This window comes from Martinezella rhizogenes (assembly GCF_007002745.1).
GTDB lineage: Bacteria > Pseudomonadota > Alphaproteobacteria > Rhizobiales > Rhizobiaceae > Agrobacterium > Agrobacterium cucumeris.
Genome location: NZ_SGNY01000008.1, coordinates 77,759 through 93,479, shown reverse-complemented (window position 1 = coordinate 93,479; position 15,721 = coordinate 77,759). Strand labels below are relative to the sequence as shown.

General features: G+C 57.3%; 12 protein-coding genes. 7 read left to right on the top strand and 5 right to left on the bottom strand.

What is annotated here, in order from left to right; all coding sequences use genetic code 11:
• The first annotated feature begins 88 nt into the window (after positions 1 to 88).
• Positions 89 to 439: a hypothetical protein gene (locus EXN68_RS20975; RefSeq protein ID WP_142842694.1), complete on the top strand. Its 351-nt coding sequence runs from the start codon at positions 89 to 91 to the stop codon at positions 437 to 439.
• A 59-nt stretch (positions 440 to 498) separates the two neighbouring features.
• Here EXN68_RS20975 and EXN68_RS20970 read toward each other — a convergent pair whose 3' ends face one another.
• Complete coding sequence (locus EXN68_RS20970; protein WP_142842693.1) at positions 499 to 1,269, bottom strand: helix-turn-helix domain-containing protein; 771 nt, start codon at positions 1,267 to 1,269, stop codon at positions 499 to 501.
• Between the two features lie 906 nt (positions 1,270 to 2,175).
• Here EXN68_RS20970 and EXN68_RS20965 point away from each other — a divergent pair.
• The 5 genes from EXN68_RS20965 (at position 2,176) to EXN68_RS20945 (ending at position 9,537) form a co-directional block, all read left to right on the top strand.
• On the top strand, positions 2,176 to 3,135 hold the full coding sequence (locus EXN68_RS20965) for a fibrinogen-binding protein (RefSeq protein WP_142842692.1): 960 nt from the start codon (positions 2,176 to 2,178) through the stop codon (positions 3,133 to 3,135).
• A 150-nt stretch (positions 3,136 to 3,285) separates the two neighbouring features.
• On the top strand, positions 3,286 to 5,304 hold the full coding sequence (locus EXN68_RS20960) for a hypothetical protein (protein WP_142842691.1): 2,019 nt from the start codon (positions 3,286 to 3,288) through the stop codon (positions 5,302 to 5,304).
• Positions 5,305 to 5,385: 81 nt separating this feature from the next.
• Positions 5,386 to 7,590, top strand: a complete 2,205-nt coding sequence (locus EXN68_RS20955; RefSeq protein WP_142842690.1) for a type I secretion system permease/ATPase — start codon at positions 5,386 to 5,388, stop codon at positions 7,588 to 7,590.
• Positions 7,591 to 7,598: 8 nt separating this feature from the next.
• Positions 7,599 to 8,957 (top strand): HlyD family type I secretion periplasmic adaptor subunit, encoded by a 1,359-nt coding sequence (locus tag EXN68_RS20950; protein WP_142842689.1) that lies wholly within the window; start codon positions 7,599 to 7,601, stop codon positions 8,955 to 8,957.
• 85 nt (positions 8,958 to 9,042) lie between these two features.
• A complete protein-coding gene (locus EXN68_RS20945; RefSeq protein WP_142842688.1) occupies positions 9,043 to 9,537 on the top strand; it encodes a hypothetical protein in 495 nt (164 codons plus the stop codon).
• Here EXN68_RS20945 and EXN68_RS20940 read toward each other — a convergent pair.
• The 4 genes from EXN68_RS20940 to EXN68_RS20925 form a co-directional block, all read right to left on the bottom strand.
• On the bottom strand, positions 9,534 to 10,802 hold the full coding sequence (locus EXN68_RS20940; protein WP_142842687.1) for an O-antigen ligase family protein: 1,269 nt from the start codon (positions 10,800 to 10,802) through the stop codon (positions 9,534 to 9,536). The genes EXN68_RS20945 and EXN68_RS20940 overlap by 4 nt on opposite strands.
• A gap of 7 nt (positions 10,803 to 10,809) precedes the next feature.
• Complete coding sequence (locus tag EXN68_RS20935) at positions 10,810 to 12,069, bottom strand: polysaccharide biosynthesis/export family protein (RefSeq protein WP_142842686.1); 1,260 nt, start codon at positions 12,067 to 12,069, stop codon at positions 10,810 to 10,812.
• 190 nt (positions 12,070 to 12,259) lie between these two features.
• Positions 12,260 to 12,940, bottom strand: a complete 681-nt coding sequence (locus EXN68_RS20930; RefSeq protein WP_142842685.1) for a sugar transferase — start codon at positions 12,938 to 12,940, stop codon at positions 12,260 to 12,262.
• A 619-nt stretch (positions 12,941 to 13,559) separates the two neighbouring features.
• The gene (locus tag EXN68_RS20925; protein ID WP_142842684.1) at positions 13,560 to 14,108 is read right to left on the bottom strand and encodes a cupin domain-containing protein; all 549 of its coding nucleotides are present in this window, start codon (positions 14,106 to 14,108) and stop codon (positions 13,560 to 13,562) included.
• Positions 14,109 to 14,254: 146 nt separating this feature from the next.
• On the opposite strand from EXN68_RS20925, the gene aptA reads away from it, so the two are divergent.
• Complete coding sequence (gene aptA / locus EXN68_RS20920) at positions 14,255 to 15,589, top strand: omega-aminotransferase AptA (RefSeq protein ID WP_142842683.1); 1,335 nt, start codon at positions 14,255 to 14,257, stop codon at positions 15,587 to 15,589.
• Positions 15,590 to 15,721 lie beyond the last annotated feature (132 nt).

Sequence of the window (15,721 nt, the reverse complement as noted above, 5' to 3'; positions counted from 1 at the left end):
GACTATCCTGGTTTTGTAAGGCTCGGTCCACCGGGACAAAACCGCCCGGCGAGATGCGACAGACAGTCGATTTCAGGGGACATACACGATGAATGAAATGCCTTATTCCAAGAGTGGCAAAGCGGCCAGACTCAATCATTTTGCGCTCGTTGCCGCAGCCCTTTCAGCACTCACTTTCGCAACGGCCTCGTGCGCCGTGGTCGAAGACGCTGTTTTCATCAAGACCGCATCAGCGGATACGACAACAATGAAGACGCGGGTTACTCCTACCAGGGCTTCCTACGGCTACGACAAGACAGGCAATGCAGCTGTAACGCTTGTTGCCGACGCGTCGTCCGAGGCACCGTCGATAGCGCGACATTCCTATTCCGGTTCTTCTCCCTATATTTGCTCGCCGAGCGGATTTGGCCAGAAGTCCCGCTGCTTCCTGAGACCGTAAGTCTCGGGCCGGAACATCGGCGGAAACCGGCGCCCGGGCGGCCTCGGCCTGCCTGATGCTTAGTTCTTCCAGCCGGATAACGTAGCGTCGTCGTCCTTGTTGAAGAAGCGCGATGCCGCCTCGGTTCGGTTGCGCACGTTCATCTTCTTATAGATGTTGCGAACGTGAACCTTCACGGTGTTTTCGGACAGATGCAGCTTGTCAGCAATGATCTTGTTTTGCGTACCCTTGCAAAGCAGGTCGAGGATTTGCACCTCCCGTGTCGTCAGCGCCGCCATTTCACCCCTGTTTGCCGCAAGGGCGTCGGCGCGGTTGGCAATAACGGCGTTTGTCTGAACGCTCTTGCCGCTGACGGCCTGGGAATAGGGTGTGAGCTTGCCGAGGAGAGCCGCGGGAAAATGTTCTCCGCCCTTCATCAAAAGATCAACAGCCGCCATGAACACGTCAAGCCGCAGATTGAGCGGCAACACGCCGTCGATGACGCGCATTCCCACCAACTGCTTCAGCGGTTCCTCAAACTTGTCGATGGTTTCGACCACCAGTGCGATCGGCGCATCCGGATGCTTTTCGTGGATTGCCGCGAGAAGATTATGGAGCCGCTCGCCGGACATGCGATAAGGCAGCACCAGCCGGACATTCGCCCCGTAGTCATCGTTAATAGTCGACGACGAGGTAACGCTCACCACCGCGAATGTGGGGAACTTTTTGCCCAACGCCTCCACGAGGCACTCGGAAAACAGGTCCGGATCCGCTATGATCAATAAAGTTCCATTTATAGGTGAAACGGCGTTTTTTTGTTTTGCCGCATAATCTGAAGTTCCCATGAACATTGACGCCTCCCTAAAGCGCTTACGCATTACATTCTTTTTGGTGTGCCGTCTGTCGTCCGCCAGGACGCCCCCAAGACCATGGGGGGCAATTCCTGCCTCAAGCCATGTCAACTATCATTAATTACCTGTTAATTTAGGAGGCTAATACGAAAAGCTGTGTAAATAAATGGCCCATACGGGTTATTTTTTACATTAGGCATACAAAATTGATTACGGTGAGAGAAAATCATTCACTTGGAAATCATCAAGGAAACAAAGGCGTTAGAAATGCCTCCGCTCCGGTTTTGTATTCCAAGAAAATATAACTTTTAGTTGAAAGACCTTTTCATATCTCGCATGCAAACGATCCCGGACGATGTGCCGTTTCGGGATGACGCCCTTTTCCCTTGCAAAAGCACGATGGTTTTAAGAAGCCGGTTTTTTGCCGCCAAATCTGCGGATATTTGCTGCAGCGGCCGCGAAAACGAGCCTTGGCCTACCCCTCCGGCATATATATTCCGGTTATGGGTGCCGATATGTTTAGCCCGAATTGATAGCTAGAAAGCGCAATTTTTCTGCGGCACAGTCTGACCGTCGCTGAACGGCGGCCGATGAAAAGACTATCCCGGCCTTAACGTGTGTTTGCCAACGCCGGTTCCTTTTCAAGAAAACACGCAAGCAAAAAGACGAAGCCACCGCGCTCCCTATTGGAGCGAGGAACGGATTTGTGCGCCTTTTTACCGAGTAGCGCACAAGGGGCTGAACGAAAAGAGCCCGGTCGCGGGCCGATGCCGAACCGCAGATGAAACGTACCGAGTGCATCTGCAAACATCAATCTTTGTGCAACACGGAGCAAGCGCGAAAAAATCCCGTTTGAGATGAGAGGGATTTCGAAAGCTGCTCCGAGCTTTTTCGGAGGAAATCGAAATGGGTTACAATTCACAGCCAGCCGGCGACGACATCACCAAGATCGGCGCTCTTTCCGAGGGTTTTGCCAACACCTCGACCAATGACGCCAAGGTGGAAGACAGCAATGTCGGCACCGCAAACGGTGAAAACCGCAACAACGACAACAGCGACAACAGCACCAATGTGGATGTTGACGCCAAGATCGATGTAGCAGTCGGCAATGGTGACAATCGCGACAACGACTATGACTGGAGCTATGACAGCAAGTCGTACAGCGACAACGACACGACCACCAAGACAAGCACCGAAACCAACACTGATATCAAGACGGATTACGACTGGAGCTACGAAAGCAAGTCGTACAGCGACAATGATACCAATGTGAAAACGATCACGGACACGGACAACAAGACGTTCTCCTACTCCGACAACGACACCTCCACCAAGACCACGACGACCTCCGACAGCTTCAACTCCGCCGACAGCTACTACAAGTCTGATGACGACTTCGGTAACATCGCCGGCGTCAAGGATGTCGGCAATCTCGGCATCGCCGGCGGGGACCTCACCTTCAACCTGGGTGACGACTTCTCCTTCACGCTCGATGTCGACAACATCCTCAACAGCTCGCTCAACGGCGACGGCAATGACACCGGCTTCAGCATGGTGCAGGCCAACCACCTGGCAGACCAGGATCAGGCCTACGACATCAAGATGCAGAATGGCGGTGCGGAAAACCACCTGAGCGCCAATGCCGGCGACGCCTATGGCGCGGAAGGCATGGACGGCAAGGGATGGGACCTCAAGGCCGGCGACGACGCAGCAGGCACCAGCACTGCGGATGCATCGGCAATCCTTGCAAATTCCGGCTTCCATCTGGAACTGGTGCAGGGCGCCAACATGCTCTCCAATGCCGTTGACGTCACGATCACAGGCGGTAACTCGCATGTATCCGACGTCGGTGAGGATCACTCCTGATACCCACCTCTTGACGAAAAGAGCTGCACCGGCACCCGCCGGTGCAGTTCGCGGTTGAAGGACCGGTCTGCGTAAGACGAAGCACCGCCTTTGAGACGGGTGCCCTGCGCAGCCTCAGGCTCTGCCGCGATGATCAGGGAGGGACCTTCAATGCATATCGACAAGATTTCCGACATGATCGCGCATTTCATCGGCATGTTCGACACGGTGGTCGAGGAAGCGCGTCTGAGAAGCAACTATAGCGAAGGCCCGGCGCATTCCGATCCGGACCGACTGCCGGACGATGAGGCAGCAAGGCTGCTCGACAAGAACTATGACGTCCCGCTCGAGGATTACGATCCCGGTGTCAAATATCGCTCCGGCTATTACGATTTCGATTACATGCGACCGCATTTCGCCCGCGCTGTCGAATACGACATGCAGCAGCTTGCAAATGCCATCCCGGTCGATATTTCCGGCGCGCATTTCCGTTTTCCCGGCCGCCTTTCCTTTGATGAGCGCGAACTGGTGGTTCATACGGGTCCAGGCTCGGTAGCCGGCCATCTTACCCAGGTCAATATTCTCCAGGACGATGACTATCTGAACATGACGGACGGCCCGAATGTGGCGCGCGACACGACCTTCGTGACCGAGCGCACCGTCGAATTCTACAACGAAGCCGCCGTCTTCACGCCCTTTTCCACCTTCCAGCGCACCGATAATTACGACGCGCTGCAGGCGCTTGCCAAATCCGCGCACGACTATATCGAACACGCCCGCGACAATGACGTGACCTCGCTTGGCACCGGCGCGGACCAGGATTTCGTTCTGGCCGGCAACGATATCAACGGTCTTTATATCAATGGCGCGGTGGCCTACGACAAGCCGACGCTCGACGACTTCATGCCGGACCGCGGCATTGCCAAACCCGCCGAGGCACCGGAAAAAAGCGACGTTTCCCTGCATGAAGACAGCCCGGCCGGCAACAGCCTCGATATCGCCGCTGGCGCCAATGTCGTCGCCAACATCGCCACGCTGGTCAATACCGGCGTCATGACCTCGGTCACCGCCGTCATGGGCGATTATCACCAGATCGACGCCATCACCCAAGCCTATATCTACAGTGACCGGGACGAGATTTCTTCCGTCTTCACGCACTCGGAGGATCAGGCGGCAACGGCCGCCTACAACATCGCCAGCTTTCAGCGCAGTGTCTATCCGGGCGCGGAAAATGCCGCGGCGGACAGCCATGAGAGCGGCGAGCCGCCGATATTCCCCACCGCCTGGCGCGTCAGCGTGCTGGAAGGGGATGTGTCCTTCGTCCACTGGATCGAACAATACCAGTTCATCAGCGACAATGACACGATGACCATCACCACCTCGGGTGCAAGTGTCAGCCTTTTGACCGGCGGTAACGCCGCGCTCAACATCGCCAATTTCCTCGGCATCGGCATGCAGTACGATCTGATCATCGTCGGCGGCAATGTGCTGGACATGAACCTCATCAGCCAGATTGCCGTGCTTTACGACAATGACTGGGCCCGCGCCAATCCCGATGCACCTGGTGGCGCCACCATCCAATCCGGCAATAACCTGCTGTGGAACGATGCCAGCATTCATAATGTAGGCAGCAACGACCGCTTCGAGACCATGCCGGACTATATGCACCAGACGGTAAATGCGATCAACGAACGCGATCCCAACATGCCGGATGCGCTTGCCCACGACGCCAACTTCGCCGGCTATCAGGGACTGAACGTCCTTTACATCACCGGCAACCTTTATGATGTCAGTATCATCAAGCAGGTGAGCGTGCTCGGCGATTCCGACGACGTGACCCAGGCCGCCGCCAAAGTCCTCGAAAACAACGACAATGCCACGGTCCATATCGATACCGGTAGCAACGCCGTCGTCAATATCGCACAGATCGTCGATTACGACAGCTTCGGCTCCACCACCTATGTCGCCGGCGGCGTTTATTCCGATGCCATTCTGATCCAGGGCGGCATCATCGAAAACGACACGTCGCAGCCGACACAGCACGGCCAGCTGGCAAACGAGGTCATCGCCTTTCTTCACGACGATCCCGCCACCATCCAGAACGAATCCGACGGCGTCATCAATGGCGGCCACGACCTCTCATGGTCCAATGCCCATCCATCCGACGTCATGCAGACGGTCGTTGCGTAACGTCCGGCAGGCGGGGCGGCAAACACGCCCCGCAATAGCCGAACCCGCAAACGCCGCAAGATCACCGGGGACCGATATAAAATGGATCATATCTCAAGGAAAACGATTGCCGACGGACGCTCGCTGGATTTGCCGCTGGATCAGGAAGCGGAAGACAGCAAACTGACGGACGCCTGTATTTCAGCCATCAACGAAGCCGTCGAAAATCTGCGCCAGTTATCCGGCGCGGAACAGGCGGCAAAAACCTTTACATCCCCCACCCAGCCAACACCCCCGCAAACTCCGTCCGAACCGCTTGCAAAAACGGCGCACCCCGAACAATTGCGGGACGTTCCCCCGGTAAGGCCGGCGCCACAGCCGGAGCGGCAACCCGCCTCCCCGGCGCAACCGCAAGCCAAGATCGACAATACAGAGCTGCCTTTCGTCAAAACCATCGACAATAATGACGGGCCGATCCGCGAAAACGAACGCCGGCCAGTGACGGGTGGTGGCGGCAAGGAGCCGACGGACAATGGTGGCGGCGGTGGCGGAGGTGGTGGTGGCGGAAGCCAGAGCGGCTTCCACAAGCGCAGCGAGCCGATCAATTTCGCCGCAAGTCTTGCAAAAGGCATCGCCGCCGTTCGCCGCAACATGGTGGTGGTGATGCTGTTCACCATCGCCATCAACATCCTGCTGCTCGCCATCCCGCTTTATCTGTTTCAGATATCAGACCGGGTGCTGACCAGCCGCTCGATGGATACGCTTGTCATGCTGACGGTGGCCGTGCTTGGCGCGGTTCTGCTGCAGGCCTTCATGGACGCCATCCGCCGCTTCATCCTGATGCGCACCGCCGTTGAGCTTGAAGTGCAGCTTGGCGCGCCAATCCTGTCCGCCGCCGCCCGCGCCTCCCTGCACGGCAACGGCAAGGACTACCAGATCCTGCAGGATCTGCAGCAGCTGCGCTCCTTCCTGACGTCAGGAACGCTCATTGCATTTCTCGATGCGCCGCTGATGCCGCTCTTCATCGTGGTGGTCTATCTCGTCCATCCGCATCTCGGCATCATCATCATGGTTTGCTGCGCTGTGCTGTTCATCATCGCCTGGCTGAACCAGCGTTTCACCGCAAGGCAGTTTTCCGAAGCCTCGGGTTACCTCAGCCGCGCCAATTTCCACCTCGATTCCATGTCGCGCAATTCGCAGATCATCAATGCACTCGCCATGATACCCGAGGCGGTAAAGATGTGGGGCCGTGAAACGGCCGGGTCGCTGAAGTCGCATGTGGCGGCGCAGGATCGCAACATCATGTTCTCCGGCGTCTCCAAGGCGGCCCGCATGATCACCCAGGTGGCGCTTCTGGGCTGGGGTGCGCATCTGTCGCTTTCCGGCGAACTGACCGGCGGCATGGTGATCGCGGCCTCCATCATTTCCGGCCGTGCGCTGGCGCCCATCGAAGGCGCGATCGAAGGCTGGCACCAGTTCAACAAATCCGCCGCCTCCTATGGCCGTATCAAGCAGCTTCTCATCAGCTCGCCGCTGAATTTCCCGCGCCTGCGCCTGCCCAATCCGGAAGGGCGTCTGGATGTGGAGCGTATTCTCTTCGTACCGCCGCCGCAGAAGAAGGTGATTTTGAACGGCATTTCCTTTTCGCTGAAAAAGGGGGAATCGCTCGCCATCATCGGCAATTCCGGTTCCGGCAAAACGACGCTCGGCAAGATGCTGGTCGGCTCCATCCTGCCCACCTCAGGCAATGTGCGCCTCGATCTCATGGATCTGCGCAACTGGGACCAGCGGCAGTTCGGTGAAAGCATCGGTTATCTGCCACAGGACGTGCAGCTTTTCCCCGGCACCATCAAGGCCAATATCTGCCGCATGCGCGACGATATCGACGATCGGCAGATTTACGAAGCGGCAGTGCTGGCCGATGTGCATGAGCTGATCGCCGGTTTTCCGCAGGGTTATGAAACCGTGGTTGCCGCCGATGGCGCGCCGCTGTCCGGCGGCCAGAAACAGCGCATCGCACTTGCCCGCGCCTTCTTTGGCGATCCCAAATTCGTGGTGCTGGATGAGCCCAACTCCAACCTTGATACGCAGGGCGAACAAGCGCTGGCCAAAGCGCTGCTGCACGCCAAGAAACAGGGCATCACCACTGTCACCATCACCCAGCGCCCGGCACTATTGCAATGCGTCGACAAGATCATGGTGCTGAAAGACGGATCGCTCGCCATGTTTGGTGAAAGGATCGAGGTGCTGAAAGCACTTTCCGGCAATGGCCGTCCGGCCAACCAGTCCCCGCAGATCGAGGGTTGAGGTTCGTCATGTTCAAGAAGAAAAACGCCATTGCCGAAATCAAACCGCAGGGCCAGCTGGAATGGTATAGCGAAGTGCCACGCTCCATCCGCCTGCATAGCTCCATCGGACTTGCCGTGCTGCTCGCCTCATTCGGCGGCTTCGGATATTGGGCCGGCACCGCACCGCTCTCTTCCGCCATCATTGCCCAGGGCAGCTTCGTCGCCACCGGCAACAACAAGATCGTCCAGCATCTGGAAGGCGGCATCATCAAGGAAATGATGGTCAGTGAAGGCGACACGGTCAAGGAAGGCGACGTGCTGCTGACGCTCGACAAGACGACGGCGCTGGCCAATGAACGCATGTTGCAGCTGCGGCGTCTTCGCCTTGAAACCATCGTGACGCGCCTGCGCGCCGAAGCACAGGGCGAAAAGACTTTCAAGGTGCCCGAAATCGTCATGAAGGAAGCCGGCGATCCTGACATCAATTCCATCATCCAGAGCCAGAACATCGTGTTCCACAGCAAGATCGTCAAGCTCGACGAGCAGCTGAACCTGATCGAAAAGAATATCCGTTCGCTGGAGTTCCGCTATGCGGGTTATGACGGGCAGAAACAGTCCTTCGACCGGCAACTCGCCCTTCTGACGCAGGAGCGCGATTCCAAGGAAAGGCTCGCCAAGGACGGCGTCATCCGCAAGACCGATATGCTGGCACTGGAACGCGCCATTGCCGACGCCATGGGTGATATCGCCCGTCTGACCGGCGAGATGAACCAGAGCGAGGCGGAAATCGCCAAGTTCAAACAGGAAGCGATCATTGCCGTCAACGCCAACAAACAGGCAGCGCTCGATGCGCTGGAAACGGCTGAATCCGATCTCGACAGTGTCCGGGAACAGGTGCGTGGTGCTGCCGAAGTGCTGGAACGCACCGTCATCCGCTCCCCCGTCAACGGCACGGTGGTGCGGGCCTATTATCACACCCCCGGCGGCGTCATCACCACAGGCAAGCCGATCATGGAAATCCTGCCCGCCCACGTTCCCCTGATCCTTGAAGCACAGGTGCTCAGAACCTCCATCGATCAGCTACATGAAGGCCAGATCGCCGCGATCCGTCTGTCAGCGCTCAACCGCCGCACCACACCGGTTCTGAACGGCAAGGTGTTTTACGTTTCCGCCGACAGCATCGAGGAAAATGCCGGCCTGCAGGTCAAGGACGTCTATATCGTGCGCGTGCAGGTTTCCGACGACGAGATCGCCAAGGTCCATAATTTCCATCCCGTGCCCGGCATGCCGGCCGACGTTCTGATTCAGACCTCGGAGCGCACCTTCTTTGAATATCTGACCAAGCCGATCTCCGACAGCATGTCCCGCGCCTTCAAGGAAAGATGAAGAAATATCAGTAGCCTATACTGTCTTTTCCGCAGCGCTCAGCTTATAATATCCAAATATATTTCGCCGGGGCGGGAGAAGCAGCATGGCGGTGATGTCGGATGTGTTGCTACTGGTCGGCAGGCTGAATTATGTGTGGACGAACACTGAAAGCCTGATGATCTATCTGATCGTCCATCTCCTGAAAGTGGAGAAGGAAGCGGCCATCGTCGTGTTTCTGACGCTCAATACCACACGGGCGCGCATGGACCTCATCGAGCGTCTGGCGAAACTCCCCTCAACGCCGACGCCGGACCGCAAGACCATTCTCTCCATCATGGCGCGGCTGAAGAAAGAAGCGCGGACGCGCAACAAATACAATCATTGCATTTATTCCTTCGACGAAAAGGGCGAAATCGCCAGCACCCAGCTGATGCGGCTGGTGGAGGACGACAGCAAGGTTCGTTACGGCAAGGTTGAACGCATGGATGAGAAGGAAATCGAGCACCTGGAAAAGTCGATTGCCGATATCGTCGATGTCAGCAAGGATATGTGGAAATTCATCCACGCCAGCCCGCATGTCTCGGCGGATTATCTCTAGGCTCTCGTCTGCAACCGCATACCGATCGCCGGGTGAGTTTCACCATTCTGCGCTGCCTTCACTGGCAGGCACAGTTTGCCGGCAGCGAAATAAAGCAGGAACGAGCCGATCTGGTACGGGAAGATGATATCGATCTCCACGAAGGAGCGCACCACGAACAGCGCACAGATCGCAAAGAGAATAACGCCCTGCGGATCGCTCCTGCGCATCAGCACCGAGCGCAGATGCCCGAGCAGCGTGCCGTAAAGCACCATGCCAAGCAGCACCATGCCGACGATGCCATTCTCTACCACCGTCTCGATATAGGTATTATGGAAATGGAATCCGGTGCGGCCGGTAATGAAGAAGTCGTTCCACAGGCGTTCGGCATCGGCAAAACCCGCCACCCAGAAACCCTGATAACCGACACCGAGGATCGGCGTCTGTTTTGTCGCCTCTATGCCCTGCTGCCAGAGATAGGTGCGGCCGGTAAGCGTCGAATCCTTTCCGAAAACACCCAGAATGGCATCGAGCAGGCCGAATTGCAGGGAGGCGACCACAAGCAGCCCGCCCAGGCCGCCGAGCACGAAAAACGTCATCTTGCGGTTGGCGGGAGACAGCATGCCGATAGGGATGAAGCCGATTATCAGTGCAACCACCGCCGCGGTGGTGATGGTGGATGTCGCCGATTGCGATGCAAGGAGGCTATAGGCCGATAAAAGCCCGGTAACGCCGGCGATTGGCAGCCAGATGCCTCTCTGTTTGAGAACCAGCACCGAGGCGGCTGCAAAAATGACTCCGAGAGAGGCATAAAAACCGAGCTGGTTCTTCGACGAGAAGGCGCCGACGAAACTATACGTGCCATCCAGCGCATCGAAGAGATAGATGCCGAACAGCAGCGAATATAAAAGAACCACGGCGATGCCGATCAGCGCGCCGCGCGTCAGCGTCCGAATGGATATCACCCGCATGGCGATCAAGGCGCAGACGATATGCGTCATGTACTGGATGGAGGCGCGCATGGTCACCGATGCTGCCTCCGACCAGAAGCTGGACAGCACGGTGAGGATACCGAAGGCGAAGATCCACAGATAACGCGGATAATTGCCAAGCACCTGCCGGTAGTTGACCACCACCAGCGGCAGCCACATGCCATAATAGGCCAGAACCGAGATCTGCCCGAAACGCGACGAGTAGGCGAACACGAAGAATGACAGCGCAATCGCCGCCATTCCGAAGATTTCATTGCGTTCGGGATCGATCAGCGCCGATTTGGCAATCCGCATGCGAACCTCACTGCATCAGGATTTCGGACGAAACCTTGATGACGTCGCCGGGCTGAAGTAGGGTGTTTTCATCCACCTTCACTTCCTTCGGTTTGCCGTTTTCCTCACGCACCACGAGATAGGTGATGGTCGCGGATTTACCCGACGGATCGAAACGGATCGCTTCGGCCGATTGCGCCAGCGCCTCTGACATCAATTCGCGGCTGGTGGTCAGCTGCAGATTGAGCTTGTCGAGTTCCGCTTCGGTATCCTGCAATTCCTTGGAACGCTGTGCCACCCAGTCGTTGCGCAGGTTGATTTCGTCCTGGGTCGCCTTGTTGATATCCTGCTTGGCGCGCAGCGACTGCGTGTCGATATCAAGCAGGGTGGATTCCACCTCCGCCGCGCGTTCTTCCGCCGAGATGCGCCGCTGTGACAGTGCAAGCCCCTGCTCGTTCAGCCGGTTGACGCGGTCGCGGTCCTCGTTGGCGAGCTGGAGCTGACGGTTTTGTGTTTCCGATTTTTTATTCAGCGATTCGACTTCGCTCTGCAAAAGGGCATGCAGATCCGTCAGCGCCTTCAGCTGAAGCGTATAACGCTCGGTACGGGATTTCATCAGCGCGCTTTCGCTGGCCAGAAGCGTATCGATTTCGCTGATCTTTTCCATTTCTGGCGTCTTGGCGATGGCCTGATCGCCCTTGACCTCGGCAACCAACCGCGCCTGACGGGCGAGCAGCCTTGCCCGCTGGTTGTCGTAGACGGCGGCATCGCCGCGTGCATTGATGAAGTCGCGGGCAAAACGCTGGCCGGCATCGGAGCGACGCAGGCCGCCGGCGAGACTGACGGCCTTCAGCACCGTGAGATTGGCGGCATAGGGATATTCTCCCGGTGTCTGCACGTCGCCGCTCAGAAAGATCGGCCGAAACTGGGCGATTTCGACGGAAGCCGAAGGCAGGTTGCGAAGCGCGAACTTGCTCTGAAGCTGGGCGCCGATCGCCTCACCGACTTCCGATGGCGTTTTCCCCGAAACCTCCAGCTGGCCGATAAATGGCAAGGACAGCGCGCCGGATGGGCCGACGGAATAATCGCCGTTGATGACGTCCCAGTTGCGGATGCTGCCATCGGCCGGCTGCCATTCGGCAACACGGATGCGCAGCTTGTCGGCAGTGCCGAGCTTATATTGCCCACCCTCAGCCGCCAATGCGCAGAGCGGTGCGGCCAGGGCGACGGAAGCGGCAAGCACGAGGGCGGCAAGCGGACGGCGGGGGGTGGCAAAAAGGCCGTTCATCGGGAGACTCCCTGTTTGCTGAGCGCCATGCAGGCGATCAGACGATAGGCAACCGGGCAAGGCCGGCTGCGCAGCGCCGCAGAAGCGGCCGCTATTGTTAGCACCAATGACGCACCCGAAGACCGGACTTGGGATCCCGGTCGGGTGCGTGTCGAAACGAAAATCGATAAAGCCGAACTCAATATTGATTTCAGTAGCTGCCGCGCGACAGGCACACGGCGGGAATGGTCTTGACGATGATGAAGACATCCTGCCGCATCGACCAGTTCTGCACATATTGCGTGTCGAAAGCCACGCGGGTCTTGTAGGAGACGTCGTTACGGCCGCTGATCTGCCACAGGCCGGTCAGGCCAGGGCGGGTGCTGAGATAATAAGCGGCAGCGCTTTCATAATAGCTCAGTTCCTCGTCAACGACGGGGCGCGGGCCAACCACGCTCATTTCACCACGGATGATGTTGAGGAGCTGCGGCAGTTCATCAAGGCTAAGCTTGCGCAGCACGGCACCGACGGCGGTGACACGCGGATCGTTCTTGAGCTTGCGGGTCGCGCGCCATTCTTCGGCGGCTTCCGGATTGGCGGCAAGATATTGCCGCAACATCTCGTCACCGTTCATCGCCATCGTCCTGAATTTCAGGCAATGGAAATAGCGGCCATTATGTCCCACACGCCGGTGACCATAAAAGATCGGGCCGGGATCGGAAAATTTCACCAGAGCGGCGATCAACAGGAAAATCGGGCTGAAGATGAGCAGCGCAAGTGCAGCCGATGCCATATCGAAGCTGCGTTTTGCGATGCCCCCGATAGGGAAACTGACATCGAAATCTTCGGAACTGCTGAGTGTCTGTTCAGCCGATTGGGTCGCGGACTTCATAGAGTGAACTCCATTTATGTTTTGCGATTGGTCGGTGCCCGAAGGCGCGTATTTCCGTCTAAAGGAGATAACAAGTCTGTGTTCGGAATTTGATGCTAATGGATTTTTTGTAAGGCACATTGCCCATGACCGTCTATGCGATTTCTTGCGGTGGCGGTCGATCAACCCCAGGGCAATATTAAGGGTTGCATAAAAAAGAAACAAATGCGCCTGCGGCCATGTGCGCAGAGCATGGGTGGCCTCCCGGCATGTATTGTATTTTCGACCACATGCAGTCTTTTCTTATATGTTTCTTATGACTTAATCGGATGAGACAGGAACGCCAAGAACAGCCATGCGTGTAACAGACTATTAAATTTTTTTGCGGCGCAGCAAGATTGCGGCAATGCATATAAAATTTGACATATTAGCCGGGATTTTTTTACCCGACACTCGGGCTTCGCCAAGAAAAAGCGATGGAAAAATTGCAAGAGCGGCGCAAAAGCGGCAAAACAATGGCAAAAATCCGCGCTTGAGCCGCGGAATATCTTCAAAATATTCGAGCCCTAACCCGGATTCGGCCCTGCCTGCGACAGGCAGAGCGCTTTCAGAACCTCACATCAAGCAAAACGCAGTGGAATCAGAAGGTGGGCGGCGTACAGGCGCTGATGACTTCGCACGGGACCGGCCCGATGCAACGGAAGCGATGCGGCCTGCGGCTTTCGAAATAATAGGCATCACCCGGCCCCAGCACCCGCCGCTCCTCATCAACCGTCACTTCCAGACGCCCGGAGAGGATGATGCCCCCCTCCTCGCCATCATGCACCAGCGGGACCTTGCCGGTATCGGCGCCCGGCTGGTAACATTCCTTCAGGATTTGCAGGCTGCGACCGAAGACATTGTCGCCCACCTGCCGGAAGGAGATCGGCCCCTTGCCGATCTCGACCAACTCATCCGCCCGATAGAAGGCCTTGCGATTCGTCTCCGGCTCGAAGGCGAAAAACTCGGCGAGACCAATGGGTATGCCATCGAGAATACGCTTCAGCGCGCCGACGGACGGGTTGGAGGTATTGCTCTCGATCAGCGAAATCGTTGAATTGGTCACGCCGGCGCGCCTTGCCAGTTCACGCTGGGAAATGTTGTGACGCAGCCGCAAATGGCGCAAACGCCCGCCAATATCCACCGACATGCTGCTGCCCCCGTTATCGTTGTTCGAAATATCGAAAATACTGCATTTCGCCTACAGCATTTTCAATGACTTGGCCACAGAGAGAAAAGGGCTTGTTCAGTCTGGAAAATAGCTTTCAATCATCGGCAACGAACAGGAGAACCATTATGGACAACCCCAGCCGATCCAATTCCACCTCGCTCGACAGCTACTGGATGCCGTTTACCGCCAACCGGCAGTTCAAGGCCAATCCCCGCCTGCTGACGAGCGCCGAGGGCATGTATTACACCAGCAATGACGGCCGTCAGGTTCTCGATGGTACGGCTGGCCTGTGGTGCGTCAATCTCGGTCATGGCCGCCAGCAGATCGCCTCCGCCGTCAAACACCAGCTTTCGACCATGGATTACGCACCCTCCTTCCAGATGGGCCACCCCGTCGCCTTCGAATTCGCCGAGCGGCTGGCGGAAGTCGCCCCCGGCCCTGAAGGGGCAAAGCTTGATCGCATTTTCTACACCGGCTCAGGCTCTGAATCGGTCGATACGGCGCTGAAGATCGCCATCGCCTATCAGCGCGCCATCGGCCAGGGCACCCGCAGCCGCCTGATCGGCCGTGAGCGCGGTTACCACGGCGTCGGTTTCGGCGGCATCTCCGTTGGCGGCCTCGTCAACAATCGCCGGGTTTTCCCGCAGATACCGGCCGACCATCTGCGTCACACCCATGATCCCGCAAAGAACAGCTTCGTGAAGGGTCAGCCCGAGCACGGCGCCGAGCTTGCCGACGATCTGGAACGGCTGGTCGCCCTGCATGGCGCTGAAACCATCGCTGCCTGCATCGTTGAGCCGGTGGCCGGCTCCACCGGCGTGCTGGTGCCGCCGAAGGGTTATCTGGAGCGCCTGCGTGCCATCTGCGACAAGCACGGCATTCTCCTCATTTTCGATGAAGTAATCACCGGTTTCGGCCGCATGGGCTCATCCTTCGCCAGCAACTATTTCGGTGTTACGCCTGATATCGTCACCACCGCCAAGGGGCTGACCAATGGCGCGATCCCCATGGGTGCCGTCTTCACCAGCCGTAAGGTGCATGATGCGCTGATGCATGGCCCGGAAAGCCAGATCGAGCTGTTCCATGGCTACACCTATTCCGGCCATCCCGTCGCCTGCGCCGCCGGCATCGCCGCGCTCGATATCTATCGCGACGAAGGCCTTTTCACCCGCGCATCGCAATTGCAGGATGACTGGCACGATGCCATCCATTCGCTGAAGGGTCTGCCAAACGTTATCGACATACGCACCATCGGCCTCATTGCCGGCATCGAACTGCAATCGCGCGACGGCGCCATCGGCGCACGCGCCTATGACATCTTTGTGGATTGCTTTGAGCGCGGCCTGCTTGTCCGGGTCACCGGCGATATCATTGCGCTTTCGCCGCCGCTGATCGCCGAAAAATCCCATTTCGATGACATCGTCTCGATTCTCGGTGATGCGTTGAAACGCGCAAATTAAAAGTATAAACTTCTAATATAAGAAAGGCTGCAATAGAAATTGCAGCCTTTTCTCATTTTTATCAAAAACATAGCGTACATAGATCATTTATTAAGCATGTTCTATTATTTTCCCGCAGTATAACCAACAGCG